Below are 22,229 nucleotides of genomic sequence, written 5' to 3' on the forward strand. Positions count from 1 at the left end.
CAAAAAAGGAACCATCATGTCACATTACCCTTCATATTATAAAAGTGACGCGCAAGCCAATTATTTTAACAAGACTTTTATCATCGCCTTACTATCTTTACTCCTCCTCATTGCTATCACATCGCCTGCTCATGCTCACGAGATGCCAGTAGTACACAGCCACGAGCGCGATGAAGCAGTATCTACTAATACTGTGGCAGCGACATCCACTGCTATAAGTGAAGAGACCTTACTTGCTCAAGACGACACCTTGATTGCTCAAAACAAGCAGTCTCTGGCTACGCCTGCTAATCTTGCGATAAGTAAAAGGGATGCTATCGAACAGTTCGTTGCTGCTGACTTCACCAAGCGCCAAACCATGCTCAACCAGTGGCCGGGGTCAGTTGAGAGTTTGGATACTTTGGTTGAGCTTATAAAAAACGATGAGCTATATCAAGGCAATGGTGGGCAAACCTACCTACTTAACAGCGAAGATGAGCTATTTACTTATCCTGCTAAGCAGCTGACCACCGAGTGGCCGAGTGACTTGGCGCAAGTGACTTTGACCAATACGCTACGCTCAGCCTTAGTATTTGGACAAGCCAAGGTTAAGCTTGAGTCAAACGATCCTACGCAACGTATGCAGGCAGTTGCCATCTTAGCGGACAATATCGAACAGCTAGATCCAGCACTCATAAGTACTGCTGCCGCTACTGAGCAAGACGACGACGTCAAAACGGCGTTGAGTACTTTACAAGCGAGGATTGATTTTAGAGATGGCGACGTTACTACCCAAATTGCCGCGCTTACCGTGCTTGCTGATAGTGATAGCCCGCAAGTCTTAGTGGATGTCAAAAAAGCATTGGCGGCAGATGATATCGACCCTGTACTCAAATCCACGCTGTTAGACGCTGAAGAAAGTATTGAGCAGCGCATTACCCTCAGTACTTGGATAGGTCATCTGTTCACGGGGCTTAGTACGGCAAGTATCTTACTACTGGCGGCATTAGGGCTGGCCATTACTTTTGGGCTACTGGGTGTCATCAATATGGCTCATGGTGAGCTCATTATGATTGGTGCTTACGCCACTTATATGGTGCAAAATCTCTTTCAAGCGTATTTTCCTAGTATGACTGGATGGTATCTGGTTGCTGCTATACCCGTTGCTTTTTTAGTTAGTGCCATTATTGGCATGGTTATCGAACGAATCATTATTCGCCCGCTTTATGGTCGTGAGCTTGAAACCTTACTGGCAACCTTCGGTGTCAGTCTGATTCTCATGCAGTTGGTTCGGATGATATTTGGCGCGCAGAACGTCGAAGTCAGCAATGTCGACTGGTTGAGCGGTGCCTATCAAGTCTCCTCGAGCCTTGTGCTTCCCTTCAATCGTATCGCTATTATTGGCTTTACCATCATTATTCTTATGCTACTGGTGTACTTACTGAACAAGACTCGTTTCGGGCTATTTGTGCGCGCTGTGACTCAAAACCGGCAAATGGCACGTGCAGTTGGTATCTCCTCTGCTCGCATCGACATGTTGGCTTTTGGACTTGGCTCGGGTCTCGCAGGTCTCGCTGGCTGTGCCTTAGCGCAAGTAGGCAATGTCGGACCCGACTTAGGTCAAACTTATATTATTGATGCGTTCTTAGTCGTCGTGGTTGGCGGTGTTGGACAAGTATGGGGCGCGGTATTGGCATCTTTAGGTCTTGGTATCAGTGGTACGGTGCTTGAAATTGGCATTGGTGCTGTGATGGCTAAGATTGTGTTACTGGTTCTTGTGATTTTGTTTATTCAAAAACGTCCACAAGGTTTGTTCGCCCTCAAAGGCCGTTTTGTGGATTAAGGAGAACCTCATGCGTTTCGCTCAATTATTATCTGATTCCCCACGTAATGCCATTCTGATTGGTTTGTGTTTTTTAGTGCTACTGATATTGCCTTGGCTCCATTTACTACCTGAAACCTCTAGTTTTCACCTGTCTGCTTACTGGATAACTTTGATTGGTAAAATAATGGCGCTCGCCATGGTGGCACTGGCTTTAGACTTGGTCTGGGGCTATGCCGGTATCTTAAGCTTAGGTCATGGTCTTTATTTTGCGTTAGGGGGTTATGCTTTTGGTATGTACTTGACGCGTGAAACTGCTGGCACGGGCTTGCCAGATTTTATGCGTTTTTTGAGTTGGACCGAATTGCCATGGTATTGGGCAGGCACTCAACATTTCTGGTGGGCGATGGCTCTAGTGGTGCTAGTTCCCGGTCTAGTCGCTTTTATCTTTGGCTATTTTGCTTTTCGCTCAAAGATTAAAGGGGTTTATTTTTCGATTATTACTCAGGCCATGACCTACGCGGCAGCTTTACTGTTTTTCCGTAACGAAACAGGCTTTGGTGGTAACAATGGCTTCACAGGTTTTACGACGCTATTAGGTTATGACATCACGGCCTCTTCAACGAGGGCTGTGCTGTGCTTTACGACTGCTTTGGCGCTGCTACTGTCCTATCTTGGACTACGCTATCTGATGAGCCAGCCTTATGGGCGCGTGCTTGGTGCCATTCGTGATAGTGAAAATCGTTTGCAGTATTTAGGCTATCGCACGCTTTGGTACAAGCTTTCAGCTTGGGTATTGTCTGCAGTCATTGCTGGTATCGCTGGTGCTCTATATGTACCGCAAGTTGGTATCATTAACCCAGGCGAGATGAACCCCGTCAACTCTATCGAGATGGCAGTCTGGGTGGCTGCTGGAGGCAGAGGTTCATTAATCGGTGCCATTGTAGGCGCTGGTACAGTCAATGTGATTAAAACCTATTTTACCGTCGCCTACCCAGAGTTCTGGTTACTTATTCTAGGCGGATTATTTGTGGTGGTTACTATATTTCTCCCTAACGGCATCATTGGTGTACTCGATCGTTTTAAGAAGGAAAAAGAATAATGTCAATAATATGTAATAATGCTGCTTCCCAAAAAACAGCTAACGGTGCGCTTATTAAAAATCAAAATGATCCTAGTATACATAAGCCAATGGGAAGTTTTGACAATACAAATAACATAACGATTGCAGAAACCACGCCTACCCGACCAGTCACTAGTTTGGCTGAAGATTATGGAGATAGCGGTGGCTTAGCGCATCCTGTTTCTAAATCAGGTCCAGATATGAGACATGGGATTGCGCTGTATTTAGAAGGCGTTAGCGTGTGGTTTGACTCGTTCCGCGCACTCAATGATTCATCTCTATACATTGAGGCAGGCGAGCTGCGCTGCATCATTGGTCCTAATGGTGCAGGTAAAACCACGTTAATGGATGTCATCACTGGTAAAACGCGCCCGACCACAGGCAGCGCATTTTTCGGTCAAGTACATAATTTAGCCAAACTATCTACCGAAGAAATAGCGGAAGCAGGCATTGGCCGTAAGTTTCAAAAACCCACCGTATTTGAGAAATTTACCGTACTTGATAACTTAATGCTGGCTGCACCAAAGGACAAACGGGTATCAAAAAGCTGGTTTACTAAAATTGACGCAGAAATCCAAGATACTCTTGACTCAACGCTTGATCAAATACGCCTAAAAGAGCTGATTAACAAGCCAGCAGGACTATTATCTCATGGTCAAAAGCAGTGGCTAGAGATTGGAATGTTACTGATGCAAAGACCAAAACTTATCTTACTTGATGAACCAGTAGCAGGCATGACAGATGCCGAAACGGAACATACCGCTGAGTTATGTCTGCGCCTTAAAGAGAATCATACCTTAATCGTGGTTGAGCATGACATGACCTTTATTGATGCCATAAGTGAGAAAGTAACGGTTTTGGCAAATGGCGCTATTTTGGCTGAAGGGACGTTAGCTGAAGTGCAGAATAATGAAGCCGTCATTGAGACCTATCTAGGTCGATAATTGATAGTAGTGCTTAGAAATAGACCTAAAAAATAGAGGTGCTTATATGTTAGAAATTAATGCCATAAATCAATATTACGGTGGCAGTCACATCTTACGTGATGTCACCCTCGCCGCCCCTGTAGGAGAATGTAGCGTGGTACTGGGTCGTAATGGCGTTGGTAAAACCACCTTGCTTAAATGCTTGATGGGCATCCTACCAATAAAATCAGGTGAAATTTTATTAGACGGTAAGGATATTAGTCAGATGACGCCTGAGCAACGTGTGCGCACAGGACTCGCTTATGTGCCGCAAGGACGCGATATATTTTCTACTTTGACCGTTGAAGAAAACATTCTGATTGGAATGGCAAAATTCTCTCAACGTAAAGCAAGTAAAGTACCCAAACACTTATATGATATATTTCCAGTGCTGGACGAAATGAAGCATCGCCGCGGTGGTGATCTATCAGGCGGTCAGCAGCAGCAACTTGCTATTGCTCGTGCGCTTGCATCAGAGCCTCGAGTACTAGTACTTGATGAGCCGACTGAAGGTATCCAACCGTCCATTATTAAAGACATTGGTAGAGTCATTCGTAGTCTTGCTAATAAAGGCGATATGGCAATTGTTTTAGTAGAGCAGTTTTATGAGTTTGCAGAAGAGCTTGCCGATAACTATACCGTGCTTTCTAGAGGACAAGTGGTAGCTCAGGGCGCTGGATGTGACATGGCAAAAAACAATATTCAAGAGTTGGTGGCAATCTAAAAAGACACTTTATAAAAGGGAATACAATTTTGACTTGGCAATCCTCACTACAGCTCCATTTCGACTGCGCCTCTACTGCTGCAAAAACTCGGCTGTATCATCGTGCCCATACTGGCGCACTCATGGTGCAGCGCGCGCTGTATCCTGAGCCTGATAGTACTGACAACAGCCAAGCAGGGATTTGCCATATCTATGTGTTGTATCCTCCTGCTGGCATTGCTGATGATGACCGCTTAACATTGGAATTTGACCTACACTCTAATAGCCATGCGGTGATTACTACTCCTGGAGCTGGAAAATGGTACGGGCAACGCAAATCATTACGATCTTCTAAACCCAACGATTTATCAAAATCTACCGAGGATACCCAAGCGACAACTAGCAACGACTTTGACCATCCTCTCGACAATAGCTCCTGCTCCCATTTTATCGACAATACTTTAAACGATGCCGTCAGCGCAGAACAATATATCGATGCCCGCCTCGATGACCACGCTGTCCTAGAATGGCTACCTCAAGAAAGCATTTATTACGATTATTCCAACTCTAATGCGAATAACCGATTTTATTTAGCTAAGACAGCAAGTTTATTGACTTGGGATATTGCGGTATTTGGACGTCAAGCGTATCAAGAGACGTTTGCTAATGGTCATTATGCCAACCGCTTAGAGATATGGCGTGAGGGCAGTTTATTGGTCAGTGAATGCACCTCCCAGCCAGCAAATACACGCTGGTTTACCTCACCATTAGGACTGAACAACCAACATGTGCATGGCTCTTTTTGGGCAATACCTAGCACAGAGATCATTGCACCTGAGTTACAGAATAATCCGCTCAAGCTCGGCCAATATTTAGATACCACTATTACCGAGCTACGCCATCTCATTGATACGCAGTCATTACCTATTCACTGTACTCACAATTTTCAAGGTATCAATTGCCGTTATTTAGGGGCAGATGTGCGCGCCTGCTTTGAGGATTTTTACCAAATTCGCGAGCTTATCAGGTCTAAATGGTACGCGCTTGAGCCTCATCGACCAAGGATTTGGGACACTTAATATCATGTGCTCCCACTTAATCTCATCCTTAAACAGTGCTGCATCAAACTAGAGTGACTCTACTTATCCTATTTACTTTATAAAGATTAAAAACGAATCATAGTCTTCAAAAGACAATAATTATTAAGGAAGTTTTATGCAGTTAAATCCTACCGAAAAAGATAAACTCTTACTATTTACCGCCGGTATGGTGGCGGAACGTCGTAAAAATCGTGGCGTCAAGCTTAATTATCCTGAGTCTATCGCTTACATTAGCATGTTATTAATGGAAGGCGCGCGTGATGGCAAAACCGTGGCGCAACTGATGAGTGAAGGAGCCACTTATCTCTCTGCCGATGACGTCATGGAAGGCATTGCAGAGATGATACACGATGTCCAAGTTGAAGCCACTTTCCCCGATGGCACTAAGCTGGTGACGGTACATAACCCCATCGTATAGCTTGCTTGTTGTAAAGCCGTATAAAACGATATTGAACGAGAGCCATTGCCGTAAGACGATTAAGGATAATAAAAATGACGATAAAAGCAGGCGAATATAATATTAAAGCAGGCGATATGGCTTTGAATACTGGTCGATATGTTCAAACCATAACGGTAATCAATACCGGCGACCGCCCTATTCAAATCGGTTCTCACTATCACTTCTTTGAGGTAAATGCAGCACTGAGCTTTGATCGAGAGTCGACGCTTGGCTATCGACTCAATATCCTATCTGGCACTGCGGTACGTTTTGAGCCAGGACAAGCGCGCGAAGTGGAACTGGTTGCCATCTCAGGTAGACAGCACATTTATGGTTTTTCAGGCGAGGTTATGGGCGTTGTAGACCCTAAAACCTCTCAAAACACCTCGAAAAAACGCATTGACCGACGTATCTATGCCGAGCATTTTGGCCCTACCACAGGGGATAAGGTACGCTTAGCCGATACAAATTTATGGCTTGAGGTTGAATATGACTTGACCAGTCACAGTGGCCAACATACTGATAGCATCAGCATTGGTGAAGAGGTTAAATTTGGTGGCGGCAAGGTAATCCGCGATGGTATGGGTCAATCACAGCTGCTGGGTGACCAAGTTGCCGACACTATTATTACCAATGCTTTGATTGTGGACTACAGCGGTATCTACAAGGCAGATGTCGCTATTAAGGGCGGTCACATTAGCGGTATCGGTAAAGCCGGTAACCCTGATATTCAGCCTAACGTGACGTTACCTATTGGCGCGGCTACCGAAATTATCGCAGGAGAAGGTAAAATTTTGACTGCTGGTGGAATCGATAGCCATATTCACTTCATTGCACCTCAGCAATGTGAAACGGCGCTAATGTCTGGTGTGACTACGATGTTAGGCGGTGGTACGGGACCTGCTGAAGGTACTCTTGCCACCACTTGTACACCTGGTGCTTATCATATTCATAGTATGCTAAAAGCCACTGATGCTATTCCGATGAATATCGGATTCTTAGGTAAAGGCAATGTTAGTCTACCTGCCCCCATTGTAGAGCAGATTGAAGCGGGTGCTATCGGGCTTAAGCTTCATGAAGACTGGGGCTCCACGCCCAAAGCCATTGATAACTGCCTTAGCGTGGCTGAAGAATATGATGTGCAAGTGGCTATTCATACTGATACGTTAAATGAAAGCGGTTATTTAGATAGCACTCTAGGCGCGTTTAAAGACCGCTGTATTCACACCTTCCATACCGAAGGCGCTGGCGGCGGTCATGCCCCAGATATCTTAAAAGCTATTGGCGAAACCAATGTTTTACCCTCATCAACCAACCCGACGCGCCCTTTCACCATTAATACCATTGACGAGCATCTAGACATGCTCATGGTTTGTCACCACTTAAGCCCAGCCATTGCTGAAGATGTCGCTTTTGCAGAAAGCCGTATTCGTAAAGAAACCATTGCCGCTGAAGATATTTTACAAGATATGGGTGCTATCTCTATGATGAGTAGTGATTCGCAAGCGATGGGACGCGTGGGAGAAGTCATTATTCGCACGTGGCAAACGGCTGATAAAATGAAAACCCAACGTGGTCATCTGGCTCCTGATCAATCGGCTAAAACTGAGCAAGCATTAGAAAATATCATACTAAGTCCCACTGACTCTGATAGCAGCAATGATAATTTTCGTATCAAACGCTACCTCGCAAAATACACCATCAACCCTGCCATCACTCATGGCATTAGTGACGAAGTGGGATCCATTGAAGTAGATAAATGGGCGGATTTAATTTTATGGTCGCCTGCATTTTTTGGCGTAAAGCCCGACCTTATCATTAAAGGCGGCTTGATTGCGGCAGCGTCCATGGGCGACCTCAATGCTTCCATTTCAACCCCGCAGCCTGTGCACTATCGCAGCATGTTTGGTAGCTTCCCCAAAACAGTGGCGCAGACTTGCATCACCTTTATGTCAAGTGCGGCTATTGATAAGGGTGTTGATAGGCAATTAGGATTAGAAAAGGTCATTAAAGCGGTACACAACATTCGTAAGGTACGTAAACAAGACATGAAGTTTAATAGCTACTGTCCTAAGATGGAGGTCAACCCAGAAACCTATGAAGTGTACGCCGATGGTGAGCTGTTGACCTGTGAGCCTGCCGACTATCTACCGATGGCACAGCGCTATTTTTTATTCTAGCTGCTTTTTATTGTCGTGCTGATAATCCACCATCAGCTGTCAACCATCTACTTTAACGGACTATAAACATAATTATGAACATTTATACGCAACGTCTTGATCTATCAACCCTTAGCGCTGAAAAACAAGCGATTATTGATAGGCAAAAAAAGGCAGAAAACTTTTTATATTTAGATTTCGATACCCGTCAACGTAGCCGGTTTAAAGCAGACACTCAGCATCAAGAAACCATTGGTGTCGATTTGCCACGTACAGAAACCATTAAGAATGGCAGTGTACTGGCAGACCATCAAGGCAACTTGATACAGATTATGGCCGCTAATCAAGCCTTAATCGAAGTGACTGCTGATAATGATTTTGACCTTATGAAAGGCGCTTACCATTTAGGCAACCGCCATGTGCCTTTAATGCTGACACCTAAGGCACTCTACTTTGAGCCTGACCATGTTTTAGAAGCGATGTTACATCAACTTGGCCTACATACCCAAGCCGTACAAGCGCCATTTGAGCCAGAAACGGGTGCGTATAAAGGTGAGCACGGCGGACATTCTCACTCTCATAGCCACAATCGTAGTCACAGTCATGGACATAGCGATAATCATCAGCATAATCACTCTGACGCTCACAGCCATAGCTATGAGCATACTCATGACTAATCACACCACACACTCACAGCAGACTACCCGTACCGCACAAGGTATAAATGATCTGAATAATACAGAGGTAACTGGACGTTTGCTCATGCTGGCGTCAAGCAACTTACCTATTGGCAGTTATACCTACTCGCAAGGCATAGAGCCTGCTATCGAGTCAGGGCTTATTCATGATGAAAGCAGTTGCTTAACATTTATGAGTGACTACTTGGAGCTGGCATTGTGTCGTTATGAGCTACCATTATTGGCGCTGATGATAGAGGCACTTATGATTAATGATGTGGCGCTGACTGATGCTTTAGGTGCCGATTATCACGCTAGCCGCGAAACCAAAGAGTTCGTCTATGAGTCAAGTCAATTGGCACTGTCTTTATCCGCATGGCTTGATAATGTCCTTGAGCTCAATGTGCCTGATAGCTTACTCGCTCATGGGTTTTTGCCACTGTTTGCCCATATCAGCTCGCACTGGCAACTTAAGCCTGTACAAGCCATGACCACCTATGCCTTTGGTCAAATTGAAAACATGGTGCTGGCTGCGGTTAAGACCGTACCGCTTGGACAAATGGCAGGACAGCGCATCATTTGGCAGCTGCAACAATTATTAAGTCAGCAAATACAGCCACTGGCTGCCAACGTCCAGCAAAAATTTTCGCACGTTCAACAGATCGCGTTAATGACGGATAGCTCTGATATAACAACATTTAAGCTAAATCTTCTCTATCAACAGCTACATATGTCCGCCAACCTACCAAATTTAGCCATACTGTCTTGTCAGCATGAAAGGCAATACAGCCGCCTATTTCGCTCTTAATCGCTAATAAACACAACTCTCATCAAGGAACTTTATCTATGGCACTAACACCCAAAGTCGAAAACAAAAATTTAGAAACGACGCTCTCTCCGCTACGTTTAGGCATTGGCGGCCCTGTAGGCTCAGGAAAAACGGCGTTGACGCTAAGACTATGTCAACGCCTGCGGGATGATATCAATATGGCCGTGGTAACTAATGATATTTATACCAAAGAAGACTCTGAATTTTTAACCCGTCATGAGGCGATGCCAGCTGAGCGCATTCGCGGTGTTGAAACCGGTGGCTGCCCGCATACTGCCATCCGTGAAGATGCCTCAATTAACTTATCTGCCATCGCCGAATTACAGCAGCAATTTGCAGGTCTTGAGCTTATTATCATCGAGTCGGGTGGTGATAATTTGGCAGCAACTTTTAGCCCTGAATTGTCCGACTTGACACTATATGTCATTGACGTGTCTGCAGGCGATAAAATTCCTCGCAAAGGCGGCCCTGGTATCATGAAATCGGACTTACTTATTATCAATAAAACCGACCTTGCTCCTTTCGTAGGCGCGTCACTTGAGGTGATGGCACATGATGCCAAAAAAATGCGCGGTGATAAGCCTGTGGTATTCAGTAACATGAAAACAGGCGAAGGTCTTGATGACATTGTTGCTTTTATCTTAGATAAAGGCATGTTAAGTGTGGCGTAGAATTCCTTAGGTAATGGCATTAATAAGTGCTCTACAAACCGCTGATGGATCAGTGGATTATCAGTCAGTTTTTATATCGATTTGTTTATTTATTAAGGATTTATCATGACAACATACACAGCCAAAACGATGACACGCAAAAACCTCTTCCAAAAAACCACCATAATCAGTGGCTTAGCATTGTTATCGTTGCTACCAACACTCGCATTTGCTCACCCTGGGCATGAGTTGATGGCAGCAGATGGCTCATTTAGCCTTTCAATATTGTCTGGTATGTTGCACCCTTTGACTGGGTTCGACCATCTGATGTTAGCGCTGGGCATGGGCATGCTATTTACTCAAATGCACAGCTTTAAAAAAGGCTTTGTAGCACTGTTAATTGGTCTAGTAACAGGATTTGTACTGAGTTTAAGTGTGAGCTTGAATAGCCTATTTATTGAATACGGTATTCTACTCTCTATCGTACTACTGACCATGGCACTTATGAGCCGCTACTTTAATGTGGCATTGAATCAAGGCCACGAGATGTCCGTCAAAACCGTGTATAAATTCTTAGTCATTGGCTTTGGTGCGCTTGCTATGTTCCACGGTGCTGCTCATGCAATCGAAGTGCCTGCAAACAGTAATACCGCTGGCTTCTTTACGGGTATGATTGTTGCCATGCTAGGTCTATATACTATCGGCAAAGGATTTGCCACTTATCTAAACACTCACCTGCAAGACAGTTTGATTATTCAACGTGTTATAGCTGTTGTCGGTTTATGCGGTGTGCTGTTAGGGTAACTTTGTTAATTTATACACAGAGTTATTTAACACGGTAGTAAGTTGAAGTGTAATGCATGCAGATGACATCTGTATAAATTGCATTGTGACATTGCCTTATGACTCTAAGCTTATGGCAGCGCTTAAAGAAACTCTTAAAGAAATAAGGCCGCTCAAGCGACCGCTTAGCTCACAGCAGGATTAGCATTCAAAAAGGTTTGGGCTATAAGAAGCTTTAGATAATAAGTATGAAATGGTCATCAGAGAAAAAGAACAAATTAATGTCCTTTTTCTGGCTTTTGGTTTACTTAATGCTTACCAGCTAAAGCCCATACCCATGCCACCAGAGTTCTCATCTTTTGTGAAAGCACCACCGAGACTAAAGCTGGTATTGGGATTAATGACACGCTGATATCCTAAGGAAACCGCTTGCTCGGAGCCCTGAAAACCTGCGCCCACGCCTATACGGTTCTTACCTTGTAGACCTGACGTGCTGGTTGCCATGTTTAACATCGCAGCACTCATCGCACCTTGACGATCAAAACGATCATCAATTTCCTTAAAACGCTGTCCATTGTCTTGCAGATAATTGTGAATAGAGTCATTTAGAGTATTAAATTTAGTATCAGTATAAGTGTTCGAGGTTTCGATAGCGCTTGTTTTTGCGTCTTGTAACTGACTGACATTGACTGCATCATTATCAGCGGTACCATTAGCAACATTGATAATCTGACGCTGGTTAATATCCGAACCAACCGACACTGTGTTTTCACGGTTAGAGCTAGAGTCATTGCCGAGTACCACGGCGTTTTTTGCAGTAGTATTAACATTATTGCCGAGCACAAAAGTATTGTCGCCAGACAAGGTATTATTATTGCCTATACTATAGCTGTTATTGCCACTGACCGTACTTGGATCGCCAATCGCACCTGAATGATTTCCAGTCACTTTATTACCAGTACCAATGCTAATAGCTTGCTCACCGATTGCTTGGGCTCCATCTCCCATTGCAATAGATTGCTTGCCCTGCGCCGCCGCATTAGTGCCTAAAGCCATTGCGTTGTCTCCACTAGCAATCGCTTCTGCAGACGTACCACCATTGATGCTTAGGTATTTATGCTGTGCAGCAATCTCCTGTTTAACGCTCAATACCTGATCATTCGTATAACTTTGTGACGATGCTAGAGTCTCGGTTGCTTTGTCGTCGGTATAGCCTTTTGAGGCGGTTAAAGTTTCAGTTGCTTTACCATCGGTATAGCCTTTTGAGGCGGTTAAAGTTTCAGTTGCTTTACCATCGGTATAGCCTTTTGAGGCGGTTAAAGTTTCAGTTGCTTTACCATCGGTGTAACCTTTTGAGGCGGTTAAAGTTTCAGTCGCTTTGCCGTCGGTATAGCCTTTTGAGGCGGTTAAAGTTTCAGTTGCTTTGCCGTCGGTGTAACCTTTGGAGGCGGTTAAAGTTTCAGTTGCTTTGCCATCGGTGTAACCTTTTGAGGCGGTTAAAGTTTCAGTTGCTTTGCCGTCGGTGTAACCTTTTGAGGCGGTCAAAGTTTCAGTTGCTTTGCCGTCGGTATAGCCTTTTGAGGCGGTTAAAGTTTCAGTTGCTTTGCCGTCGGTGTAACCTTTTGAGGCGGTCAAAGTTTCAGTTGCTTTGCCGTCAGTGTAACCTTTTGAGGCGGTCAAAGTTTCAGTCGCTTTGCCATCGGTGTAACCTTTGGAGGCGGTTAAAGTTTCAGTTGCTTTGCCGTCGGTGTAACCTTTTGAGGCGGTCAAAGTTTCAGTCGCTTTGTCGTCGGTATAGCCTTTTGAGGCGGTTAAAGTTTCAGTTGCTTTACCATCGGTATAGCCTTTTGAGGCGGTTAAAGTTTCAGTTGCTTTGCCGTCGGTATAGCCTTTTGAGGCGGTTAAAGTTTCAGTTGCTTTACCATCGGTATAGCCTTTTGAGGCGGTTAAAGTTTCAGTTGCTTTACCATCGGTGTAACCTTTTGAGGCGGTCAAAGTTTCAGTCGCTTTGCCGTCGGTATAGCCTTTTGAGGCGGTTAAAGTTTCAGTTGCTTTGCCATCGGTGTAACCTTTTGAGGCGGTTAAAGTTTCAGTTGCTTTGCCGTCGGTGTAACCTTTGAGGCAGTTAAGGTTTCAGTCGCTTTGTCGTCGGTATATCGTTTATTTACCGCATCTGTATCATTTATTGCATCTGCCACGTTAGTGATACGTTTTTCGAAACCCTTGCTACCAACTGAAATCGTATCTCTTTCATCTGCAATGGAGAAACTACCGATGGCGGTTGCGCCTGTCGCAGTGGCTTGGCTATTACTGCCAAACACGCTGCTGTCTTTACCTGATGCGGTATTCTGATAACCAACTGCAACACTATAGTCACCCTCTGATGTATTTTCAAAACCGACGGCACTACTGTCTTTACCTGATGCTTTATTATTATAACCGACGGCACTGCTATTTACATTCGAGGCGGTATTTTTATAGCCAATTGCACTGCTATTTATGTTCGATGCCGTGTTGTTATAACCAAATGCACTACTATAACCCTCTGAGGCGATATTATTAGATCCTACCGCACTACTATTGATACGCGATGCGGTATTGTTATAACCAACGGCACTACTGTACTTAACTGATGCTTCATTATTAGCACCTAACGCACTACTATAATCACCTGATGCTACATTAGTATAACCAACCGCACTGCTATAACCACCCGAAGACTTATTGAAAAATCCCACTGCATTGCTAGAGTTACCTGTTGCTTCATTTGCATGACCTAGCGCACTAGTCGCTTCATTTGAAGCTTTATTGTCAATACCTAAAGCACTGCTATTGAGACCGTCTGCTGCATTATTTATTCCACAGGCTAGTGCAATTACACCTGTTGCTGTACTTCCTCCAGAGACAGGATCCGTTACGCATACCACGCCTGCCCACACTGTAGAGCCACTGATCGCTGCGATACTGAAGGCAAGCCCTTTCACAGTCAACATCTTATAGTCATTTGAGCGAGCTATCTGGGCGATAGTGCCAGTCATGCCACTGGTCTTACCAGCGCTCTTAGTATTTTCAGATACCACCACTATACAACCTAGTGATTGACTCCAAATCTTTTTAAATACTTTATTCATAGCTCGCTCCATAAGTCCAAAAACTACTCGTTGATAAAATCAAGGCTATCTATGCCACTTACATTAACCATGCTCGTAAATGACAGCTGTCACTTATTAAAGCACAAAGCTAACATACCTGTATATTTATATTAAAGGATGTTTAATCTTCAAGGCTGTCTTAGATAAGCAAAATAATCTGGGATAGTTTTATGGGAAAATAGCGTTATGAGTAAGATTCACCCACCCAAATGCTCACTGCACAGTGAGTATAACGATTGTTATATCGGTAAGAGTGAGCGCGTCTGGTAGGATTACAAGTGCCGTTATGGCACTCGCAAGGTCTGGCAGCAGATCAACCTGATGGCGTATCTAAGGAAATTTGGCATGGCAAAGAGAGTGTTGAACAAGTAACCATTGAGTAGATGGACTGATTTCATAACCCAAACAATCTACCTAAATGATTCACTCACGTAAATCATCCACGACCGCCAACATAGCCACTAATGAAGCTTCCCCTAATTTCATAGAGCGCTCTGGTGACCAACCCGTATCCGCATCGGGGACATTATTGTTGTCTATAAATGGCATCTCCAAGGTATTGGCAAGGCAGTCAAAGCGTTCGGCAACCCAGTGAGTGGCAAGCGTCATGTTCGCAGTGCCCGGTGCATCAACGTCATAGCCCTCTTCCGTCTGAAAGTCGGCACTGGCGATCTTTAACACTTCTGAGAATCTATCGCGTAGACGTGCGAGGCGGTCGCTATAATTTGGCGTACCCTGCGAGCCAGCAAGGAACACAAAAGGTATTTCTTCATCTCCGTGTACATCATAAAACAAGTCAACGCCCGTTTCTTCCATTTTATTAATGACATGAAAGACTTCTGGGCTGGTTTCCAAACTTGGATTTGACCAAGCACGGTTTAGGTTAGTCCCGACTGCGTTGGTACGCAGATGCCCGCGCATGCTGCCATCTGGGTTCATATTGGGCACGATGTAAAAGTTAGCTTTATCTAATAATAATTTACCCGTGGCATTATCACCATCTAATAGGCTATGCAGTAGACCATCGACCAACCATTCGGCCATCGTTTCACCAGGATGTTGACGTGCCGTAATCCAAATATTGCGTTTAGGCGCATCGTTATTGCTAGCGCCATCACTAATTTTGACTAAGGTTAAATCGCGCTTATCAAGGGTCTCCCCTAAATGCTCTAACGTCACTAATGGATGCATTTGTACTGCTGCTAATAAATCTTGATGACGCTCATCACTGTAAGGAGCAAAAAAAGCAATTTGAATGGTTTCACATTCCAACTCTGCCGTTATGGTTAGTTTACCGTCTTTATAAGAGGTGGGCAGACGAAACCAATAGTCGCGATCGTACGATGCCACCGCTTGGTAATTCTCCCACCCTGCAGGAAATGCTGCATCCCCTGCATTCATAATATTGAGCACATATTGTTCGCCAACTTGACCTGTCAGGCGAAAATTAAACCACTGAAAAAACTCGCCACCGACGTCCGGACGAATAGCCAATTGGATATTTTTTTTATCTTCTAAATTAATAACCTCAATATTACCAGCATCGAAATTAGCAGTGATATGCATAAAATTTCCTTAATTATTTTTTAGATATCTTAGTGAGTATTTGTAAAGCACCTGAGCATAAACGATTAAAAACAAGCAGGATAGAGACGCTAACAAATCATCTTAAAAAATAGTAAAAATAATTATTAATAATTGTAGCACCGCTGCTTTTTTTAATTAAAATAACGTAAAAACATTCCAAGCACTATGACAGGCATAGCATTAGCCAATTTTTTATATTTATCACATTACTGAATGAATGTGTCAGATATTGGATATTATAGCTCATAATCCTATATAGCACTGTTCATCATATATAGTACTATTCTCTATAGCTACAAAAACCACTCAATTGGTAGCCATCCTACTACTGTTAAAATAATGTTAAGCAGGGCACTTTGCCCAGGCTCCGAGACGCTCATCGATCCAGACGAGCCTTCCATTACACTGCTCTACTCGCCAAGTAAGGCCAACCATGCCTTGGTCAAATGCTTCGTTCAGTTTCTGTGCCATCTGTTCACTGTTAATCATTAAACCCATTTCGGTATTGAGCGCAGTCGAACGGGGGTCAAAATTGAACGAGCCAATAAAAATGCGCTTTCCATCTACCGCAAAGGTTTTCGCGTGAAGACTGGCTTTTGACGATCTGAACGGTCCTAGATGGTCAGCGGGTGCACCAGACGCAGCTTGGCTACGTAGCTCAAAAAGGCTGACGCCACTTTCAAGCATAGCCTTGCTTTGTTGTTATTTTATTAGCTAGCGAGCTGAAGATTTTTTACGTTACCCATAAGTGCGCTAAGATTTTTCTCAAGCTTACTTTTTTCTAGCTTCATTCTTACGACAACCTTAATAATCTCATCAGCTATCTCCTTATTGCCTTCAGCCACTGCCTGCTGCAATGCTAGGCCTTCACGCATAATAGCAACCCTTAAAGGCTCGATCTTATAAATAATACGATTGATAGATTTATGCAGATCCGACTGTCTATAGCACTCTTTTACCTTAGATGATTTATATAAGAGACTGTTTTTATCACTTTTTGCGCGGGCTAACGTCTCGATATAATCAGCCGCTATCTTGTCAGCATAATCATCTTGAATACCAATCTCTAAAATATTTTTTACTAATATGATATCGATTTTTTCTAATTCAGTCTCTTTAATGGCACTTTTTAACATTTCAAACAGTCCTTCGTAAATGTTGGGATTAGGGGTGAATTAAGTGGTTATCGCGTATAAAAAGCAAAGCTATCGGCGTCACTATAATTAGCACGTGGATTCGTTGTTTGCGCACTCTTATATTCATACTCGTATAAAAGTTACTTTAACAACCATGCGAATCAATTCGTAATTGAGCTCACTCAAGAATATTTATATAGTGATACACTTATGTTCATTCTAACCTAAGAGTACAAGTGTACACAATAGGCACTCAACCCTTTTGATACAAAGGTTATGAAAAGCGGCTATCAAACCGCCATAGATTGATATTTATTTTGAGAATAGTACTGTTGAGGTCTATCAAAATGATGAGGGTAAACAACTCCCTCACTATTAGGAATTGTTTAATGACGCGTGGATTCGTGCTGGACATATCTAAAATAGATTGATGAAATATTTACAAAGCAATGAATGAGCTACTTTTACTAAGAAGGGAAAATCACTGGCTCATCGCCATCTTGCCAAGGTTGAAACTTGGTCATGGCTTGTATGAATAATGGATGCGCTAGCCAGTTTTTTAGCCATATTTGCAGCTTCGGATAAGGCAAACTGTAAAAAATGTCACGATCTACATGAGCAAATTGGCGGACAAATGGCATAATACCGATATCTGCAATGGTCATACTATCTCCTAGCAAATAAGTATTTTTAGTAAGCAGTGCTTCTAAAATCTGTAGAAATGCTTCACCTTTTTGCCGATATTCTGTTTGAGTCATTTCAAGATAACGGTCAGCATATTTATAGCGATCTAACCAATGCTTAAACTCCTGATCGTTTTGCTCAATTAACGTATTACCTTGATGCAAAGTCTTAGGGTTCAACAGCTCTTGTGGATCTTGCTGTTCAAGCGCCCACTCCATTATGTCCCGACTCTCTTCGATCACAACACCATCAGCGAGCTGTAAAACGGGCACGGTGCCTTTTGGGCTAATCGCTAGCATGTGCGCAGGCTTATTTTTTAGCGTTATCTCCCGTAGCTCTACCGGCAACTGGGCAAACAACAGACCGAGACGCGCGCGCATGGCATAAGGACAGCGACGAAAAGAGTAAAAACAAGAAAGGGAGTAAGCAGTCATATATTTTTTCACAGTTAAAACGAGATCGGTAGGCTTAGAGTCACTGACATCAAGACTCATTTAGTTTCGTTACTGATCTCTATTAAGGGTTGGTAAAATTAATACTTCAAAGCATTGAACAAAGCCAGTATCATAGCGGCATTGAAAAACCCTTACCTTATTTATTATAAACAAAAGGAAGATATAGTGTCGCAGGCTCAGACAACTATCACAGAAACACCTAATCTCACAAAAGATCAGAACTCTGTATTAAAGATTCTTACGATCATGGGTTATTTAGAAGGTACGTCCTTTTTATTATTACTTTGCATCGCCATGCCGCTAAAGTACATGATGGGTATTGCAGAAGCGGTCACCTACATAGGGATGGCTCATGGCGGATTGTTCATCGCGTATATTTTAATGCTGTTGATAGCCACCACCAAAATCAAAATGCCGCTTTGGGCGATGCCAGCAGGGGTACTCGGATCCTTTTTACCCCTTGGTCCGTTTATATTCGATCATTTATTAAAAAAGAACTTGAATAAAAAAGCTTAAAGCCCCTTAAAAGTAATGTCAAATGACTTACTGAATATGACGAACATTGGTGATTTTAAGATATAGCGCTATTTAAGCGCTGGACGGTATGTATTAATGACTGCTTATGATTATTCGTCAGTCATTAATTTTCCCATAAAAACTATCCACTTACTGCGACTGGCACTTTACGAATCAGCCATAAAAAGTACGCCCCGCCAATGATAGCCGCAATCGTACCCGCAGGCAGCTCATAAGGGAAAATGACATAACGCCCAATCCAGTCTGCTATTACCATCACCCCTGCGCCTAACAAAGCCGCTAATGGCAATTGGCGCTCAAGCCTTACCGCACCGAGTGACGTCGCCAAATGTGGCACCATTAGACCAATAAAGCTCAATGGCCCAACCGCAAGCGTACTGGCAGTACTTAGCGCCGCCACCAACACCAATAACGCGAGTGTCACTGGTGTCACTGCCACCCCTAAATTACGAGCGACCCCTGTACCCAAACCAAGCACTCTTAAGGGTTTGATAAGCAATAAGCTGAGGGCAAATAAAATGAGGGCAATGCCGATAAGATACCACACCGTACTAGGCTGAGCGCTATAAGTCGTTCCCGATAGCCAGCTAAGCATTGCTTCTAGGCGTGGATCACCAGACAGCTTGACCATGTGCATCACCCCATCCATCATCGCGGCAATACCGATACCGACCAGCAGCAGATAGCCAGAACTTACCTTGCGGGCCAGCCAAATCACCAGCAATAACACAGCCATCGCTCCTGATAATCCTGAGATTAATAAAGTACCAGCTCCGGCAGATAGCCCTAAGCTTGGTAGCAGTAAAAACCCTAAGATAACCCCAAGCGCCGCGCCCGAGCTCACACCCAACACTTCTGGACTTGCCATCGGGTTGCGGGTGAGCGTTTGCAATAATACACCAGCGATGGCCAACATCAGACCTGTTGCCGCAGCGCTCAAACTGCGCGGTAGCCGATACTGCTGGGTGATCGCCCAATCGGTACTTAGTCCCCAGCCACTGACGTCTTGGACAAAAACACAGGCAAGTATGATTATCATTACCACGCCAATACCCCAGCGCCACCATGCCACAGGTGTATGCTTGCCCGTTAGCATCGGGGTTACTGTTTCTATCCGCTCACGGCGCTGACGCAAAATCAGCCAGATAATCAGTGGTGCACCAAGAATACCTGTCATTGCCCCTGCTGGAATTTGCATATTTAGTATGGGTTCAAGCAATAGAGCGACATTGCTAGTCAACCATAAAAGTAGTGCCCCTAAGACAAAGGCTGCAAGCAGACGTTTGCTAATAGAAGCGACACCCAGTGCATTAACCAGACTGGCAGCGCCAAGACCGATAAAACCGATTAGACCAACTTCGCTGACCACCAAAGCGGTAACGACCGCCACAATAAGCACCACTAATGCACGTATACCGTTAATCGGCACGCCCAAGCGCTTGGCTTGTGAGTCATCGAGACTCATCAAGGTTAATGGTTTTAACAAGGGTAGACAGACAACCGCCATCATGACGGCCGTTATCGCTAGCATCGTACTGGTATGCCAGCTATTCTGTGCCAAAAATCCCGCCGCCCACGACAGCATACCATTACTACGTTCAGCAAAAAACAACACCAAAACATTGGCAACGGCGGCAAGTAGAATGTTTACCACCAAGCCTGCCAATATTAAAATGAGCGGATTAAAACGACTGGGTGCTGACAATACAAAGACCAGTCCCATACTAATAAGCGCGCCGACAAAGGCCACATAAAGTCCGCCATAAATCGCTAAGCTTGGCAAAAACAAGGTCACAATGAGCATGGCCAATTGTGCACCAACACCGACGCCCAATGTGGTGTCTGACGCTAATGGGTTTTTGACCAATTGCTGTAGCAAAATACTGACAACCCCAAGCAGACCACCTGCCAATAGCGCCACTATGCTGGTCGCCACTATATGCAGCTGCGTCGCAAGACTGATAATATCCAATTGCGAGCTTGGAATAAACAAATCACTGATTGGGCGTGTCCACTCCTGATTGATTAATAACCATGTGCTCCATACTGACAATACTACAAGGATAATCATTACTGCCCAGATGCGCCATGTATCTGCAAATACCGAAGGTGGTTGCCGAGGTAATTTTGGTGCTGGATTGGGAGGTTTTTGCATAAGCTTGGAGTGTTGCTCTGATGGTGTTTTCAATGTGGGCGACTGAGACGCTGCAAGTGAAGTCATAGGTTTGACATAATCAGTAGTATTATTGGTATGAGAGTGATGAGTCTGTTCGGCAGTATTGATAGTCATGATGCTGCCCCACCTTTTAATGTCACTGTTGATAAATTATTTGCCAAGCCGACCAGTGACGACATGCCACCATAAATCCATATGGGTGGCAGCTCACCCACGCAGCGCTCATCGCCATAGCCTAGACGCTGCCAAACCAAACTGTCTTTAATCTCAGCTCGGGTTATCGGGCTTAAAGGGTCGATGATTAATAGGCAGGTCTCATTATCCAATTGAGCCAAGTCGCCCATTCGAATGGGGACAAACCCCCATTGATTGCCTTTTCCTAATACATCCAGCTCTTTGCCCATCTCTTTTAGCACGGGCTGAAACAAACTATTTTTGACATACATGCGCATGTTATTGGCATCAGCAAACTGCACAACGGCAAATCTCTTTACTTTTGGATAGCGCTGATGCAGACGCTCACTTGCCAGTTTGATATCTGTCTGACTTTTTTTAATATAGCTTTCAGCCAAGGCTGGTTCATCAATTAGCTGTCCCAACTGACGAGTTGGCTCAGTATAATCTGCCCAAGTTGCAGTATCACCTTTAGCGGCGAACATGACTGACTCAGAGGGCACATCTCCATAGAGATTGCGGGCATGCTCATAAAAAAAGTTATCGACGACCAAATCGACAGGCAATTGGGCAACCAATTCCGCATTAGGCTGATAGCGAATACCCAAATCAATGATTGAGGTTGGCAATTCAGGCGTACCTACCCATCTGTCCCACACCCTCACATCACCCGTCGCTATCGGGGGATAACCCATGGCGGTCAAGGTTGCCGCATTGCCCCAATCAGGTGAGACTATATTGATGTTAGCGTTATCTGCATTGCCCACTTGAGCGTCTTTTTGCGCCGTTATTGGTTGGTGACAGGCAGTCAGCACGGTGGTCAGTGTTAAGCTTGCTATGAGCGGCAAACACTTATATTTACTGATAGTGAGATTTGAGCCAGCTTTTATAAAAGGTTTTATGAAAGATTTTATGGCTATTAAAGAGAACAGATATTTATAAAGAGCAGGAAACATGGCGGCCTATCTTTTGCGCGAATAAGAGAAAATAAGAAATTAAAAAGATGAGGCAAATACTAGGGCATGCCCTCATTTTAAAAATGGTTATAAAAACTTAACCATTTTTAGCCTACTTATTCATTTTCGTTCAGATTGATGAT

The 22,229-nt window shown here is 44.1% G+C and carries 19 protein-coding genes and 1 pseudogene; 12 read left to right on the forward strand and 8 right to left on the reverse strand.

Annotated features, from left to right (window positions below; translation table 11 throughout):
* The first annotated feature begins 16 nt into the window (after nucleotides 1-16).
* The 11 genes from urtB to JMY05_RS04990 all read left to right on the forward strand — a co-directional run bounded on the left by urtB (nucleotide 17) and on the right by JMY05_RS04990 (nucleotide 11,250).
* Complete coding sequence (urtB, locus tag JMY05_RS04940; RefSeq protein WP_201614331.1) at nucleotides 17-1,822, forward strand: urea ABC transporter permease subunit UrtB; 1,806 nt, start codon at nucleotides 17-19, stop codon at nucleotides 1,820-1,822.
* 10 nt (nucleotides 1,823-1,832) lie between these two features.
* A complete protein-coding gene (gene urtC, locus JMY05_RS04945; protein ID WP_201614333.1) occupies nucleotides 1,833-2,903 on the forward strand; it encodes an urea ABC transporter permease subunit UrtC in 1,071 nt (356 codons plus the stop codon).
* Nucleotides 2,903-3,868 (forward strand): urea ABC transporter ATP-binding protein UrtD, encoded by a 966-nt coding sequence (urtD, locus tag JMY05_RS04950; RefSeq protein WP_201614335.1) that lies wholly within the window; start codon nucleotides 2,903-2,905, stop codon nucleotides 3,866-3,868. Before urtC ends, urtD begins: the two co-directional genes overlap by 1 nt.
* A 46-nt stretch (nucleotides 3,869-3,914) precedes the next feature.
* A complete protein-coding gene (gene urtE, locus JMY05_RS04955; protein WP_045447478.1) occupies nucleotides 3,915-4,613 on the forward strand; it encodes an urea ABC transporter ATP-binding subunit UrtE in 699 nt (232 codons plus the stop codon).
* A 29-nt stretch (nucleotides 4,614-4,642) separates the two neighbouring features.
* Nucleotides 4,643-5,671: an urease accessory protein UreD gene (locus JMY05_RS04960; RefSeq protein WP_045447476.1), complete on the forward strand. Its 1,029-nt coding sequence runs from the start codon at nucleotides 4,643-4,645 to the stop codon at nucleotides 5,669-5,671.
* A gap of 136 nt (nucleotides 5,672-5,807) precedes the next feature.
* A complete protein-coding gene (gene ureA / locus JMY05_RS04965; RefSeq protein WP_010200554.1) occupies nucleotides 5,808-6,110 on the forward strand; it encodes an urease subunit gamma in 303 nt (100 codons plus the stop codon).
* A gap of 74 nt (nucleotides 6,111-6,184) precedes the next feature.
* Nucleotides 6,185-8,311: an urease subunit alpha gene (gene ureC / locus JMY05_RS04970; RefSeq protein ID WP_201614337.1), complete on the forward strand. Its 2,127-nt coding sequence runs from the start codon at nucleotides 6,185-6,187 to the stop codon at nucleotides 8,309-8,311.
* Between the two features lie 74 nt (nucleotides 8,312-8,385).
* On the forward strand, nucleotides 8,386-8,967 hold the full coding sequence (gene ureE, locus JMY05_RS04975) for an urease accessory protein UreE (RefSeq protein WP_201614339.1): 582 nt from the start codon (nucleotides 8,386-8,388) through the stop codon (nucleotides 8,965-8,967).
* Entirely contained in the window at nucleotides 8,960-9,775 is an 816-nt protein-coding gene (locus JMY05_RS04980) for an urease accessory protein UreF (RefSeq protein ID WP_201614341.1), read from the forward strand. Before ureE ends, JMY05_RS04980 begins: the two co-directional genes overlap by 8 nt.
* Nucleotides 9,776-9,813: 38 nt before the next feature.
* Nucleotides 9,814-10,467 carry an urease accessory protein UreG gene (ureG, locus tag JMY05_RS04985; protein ID WP_201614343.1) on the forward strand — a complete coding sequence of 218 codons (654 nt, stop codon included), beginning with the start codon at nucleotides 9,814-9,816 and terminating at the stop codon, nucleotides 10,465-10,467.
* A 105-nt stretch (nucleotides 10,468-10,572) separates the two neighbouring features.
* Entirely contained in the window at nucleotides 10,573-11,250 is a 678-nt protein-coding gene (locus JMY05_RS04990) for a HupE/UreJ family protein (protein ID WP_201614345.1), read from the forward strand.
* A 294-nt stretch (nucleotides 11,251-11,544) separates the two neighbouring features.
* On the opposite strand, the gene JMY05_RS04995 is transcribed toward JMY05_RS04990, so the two are convergent.
* The 6 genes and pseudogenes from JMY05_RS04995 to JMY05_RS05020 form a co-directional block, all read right to left on the reverse strand.
* On the reverse strand, nucleotides 11,545-13,224 hold the full coding sequence (locus tag JMY05_RS04995) for a YadA family autotransporter adhesin (protein WP_227678107.1): 1,680 nt from the start codon (nucleotides 13,222-13,224) through the stop codon (nucleotides 11,545-11,547).
* A gap of 86 nt (nucleotides 13,225-13,310) precedes the next feature.
* Complete coding sequence (locus tag JMY05_RS05000; protein ID WP_201614347.1) at nucleotides 13,311-14,360, reverse strand: ESPR-type extended signal peptide-containing protein; 1,050 nt, start codon at nucleotides 14,358-14,360, stop codon at nucleotides 13,311-13,313.
* 444 nt (nucleotides 14,361-14,804) lie between these two features.
* On the reverse strand, nucleotides 14,805-15,947 hold the full coding sequence (locus tag JMY05_RS05005) for a M14-type cytosolic carboxypeptidase (RefSeq protein ID WP_045447857.1): 1,143 nt from the start codon (nucleotides 15,945-15,947) through the stop codon (nucleotides 14,805-14,807).
* Between the two features lie 491 nt (nucleotides 15,948-16,438).
* Nucleotides 16,439-16,565: pseudogene (locus tag JMY05_RS14055) on the reverse strand (phospholipase D-like domain-containing protein); the annotation flags it as partial.
* Nucleotides 16,566-16,678: 113 nt separating this feature from the next.
* Entirely contained in the window at nucleotides 16,679-17,104 is a 426-nt protein-coding gene (locus tag JMY05_RS05015; RefSeq protein WP_045447860.1) for a hypothetical protein, read from the reverse strand.
* A gap of 467 nt (nucleotides 17,105-17,571) precedes the next feature.
* Nucleotides 17,572-18,222 carry a glutathione S-transferase gene (locus tag JMY05_RS05020; RefSeq protein WP_201614350.1) on the reverse strand — a complete coding sequence of 217 codons (651 nt, stop codon included), beginning with the start codon at nucleotides 18,220-18,222 and terminating at the stop codon, nucleotides 17,572-17,574.
* Between the two features lie 186 nt (nucleotides 18,223-18,408).
* Between JMY05_RS05020 and JMY05_RS05025 the strand changes: the two genes are divergently transcribed.
* Complete coding sequence (locus JMY05_RS05025; protein WP_045447909.1) at nucleotides 18,409-18,759, forward strand: DUF3817 domain-containing protein; 351 nt, start codon at nucleotides 18,409-18,411, stop codon at nucleotides 18,757-18,759.
* A 142-nt stretch (nucleotides 18,760-18,901) separates the two neighbouring features.
* Here the strand turns inward: JMY05_RS05025 and fhuB are convergent, their stop codons facing one another.
* Both fhuB and JMY05_RS05035 read right to left on the reverse strand, forming a co-directional pair.
* A complete protein-coding gene (gene fhuB / locus JMY05_RS05030) occupies nucleotides 18,902-21,070 on the reverse strand; it encodes a Fe(3+)-hydroxamate ABC transporter permease FhuB (RefSeq protein ID WP_227678108.1) in 2,169 nt (722 codons plus the stop codon).
* On the reverse strand, nucleotides 21,067-21,978 hold the full coding sequence (locus JMY05_RS05035; RefSeq protein ID WP_227678109.1) for an ABC transporter substrate-binding protein: 912 nt from the start codon (nucleotides 21,976-21,978) through the stop codon (nucleotides 21,067-21,069). Before JMY05_RS05035 ends, fhuB begins: the two co-directional genes overlap by 4 nt.
* Between the last annotated feature and the right edge of the window lie 251 nt (nucleotides 21,979-22,229).

This window comes from Psychrobacter sp. JCM 18902 (assembly GCF_904846615.1).
Classification (GTDB): Bacteria; Pseudomonadota; Gammaproteobacteria; order Pseudomonadales; family Moraxellaceae; genus Psychrobacter.

What these genes read in the sequence shown, in the direction of transcription:
- JMY05_RS05015 (WP_045447860.1), bottom strand. Translation starts at nt 17,104, where the DNA reads ATGTTAAAAAGTGCCATTAAAGAGACTGAATTAGAAAAAATCGATATC.
- ureA (WP_010200554.1), top strand. Translation starts at nt 5,808, where the DNA reads ATGCAGTTAAATCCTACCGAAAAAGATAAACTCTTACTATTTACCGCC.
- JMY05_RS05005 (WP_045447857.1), bottom strand. Translation starts at nt 15,947, where the DNA reads ATGCATATCACTGCTAATTTCGATGCTGGTAATATTGAGGTTATTAAT.
- fhuB (WP_227678108.1), bottom strand. Translation starts at nt 21,070, where the DNA reads ATGACTATCAATACTGCCGAACAGACTCATCACTCTCATACCAATAAT.
- ureC (WP_201614337.1), top strand. Translation starts at nt 6,185, where the DNA reads ATGACGATAAAAGCAGGCGAATATAATATTAAAGCAGGCGATATGGCT.
- JMY05_RS05000 (WP_201614347.1), bottom strand. Translation starts at nt 14,360, where the DNA reads ATGAATAAAGTATTTAAAAAGATTTGGAGTCAATCACTAGGTTGTATA.
- urtE (WP_045447478.1), top strand. Translation starts at nt 3,915, where the DNA reads ATGTTAGAAATTAATGCCATAAATCAATATTACGGTGGCAGTCACATC.
- JMY05_RS05020 (WP_201614350.1), bottom strand. Translation starts at nt 18,222, where the DNA reads ATGACTGCTTACTCCCTTTCTTGTTTTTACTCTTTTCGTCGCTGTCCT.
- urtD (WP_201614335.1), top strand. Translation starts at nt 2,903, where the DNA reads ATGTCAATAATATGTAATAATGCTGCTTCCCAAAAAACAGCTAACGGT.
- urtC (WP_201614333.1), top strand. Translation starts at nt 1,833, where the DNA reads ATGCGTTTCGCTCAATTATTATCTGATTCCCCACGTAATGCCATTCTG.
- urtB (WP_201614331.1), top strand. Translation starts at nt 17, where the DNA reads ATGTCACATTACCCTTCATATTATAAAAGTGACGCGCAAGCCAATTAT.
- ureE (WP_201614339.1), top strand. Translation starts at nt 8,386, where the DNA reads ATGAACATTTATACGCAACGTCTTGATCTATCAACCCTTAGCGCTGAA.
- ureG (WP_201614343.1), top strand. Translation starts at nt 9,814, where the DNA reads ATGGCACTAACACCCAAAGTCGAAAACAAAAATTTAGAAACGACGCTC.
- JMY05_RS04990 (WP_201614345.1), top strand. Translation starts at nt 10,573, where the DNA reads ATGACAACATACACAGCCAAAACGATGACACGCAAAAACCTCTTCCAA.
- JMY05_RS04980 (WP_201614341.1), top strand. Translation starts at nt 8,960, where the DNA reads ATGACTAATCACACCACACACTCACAGCAGACTACCCGTACCGCACAA.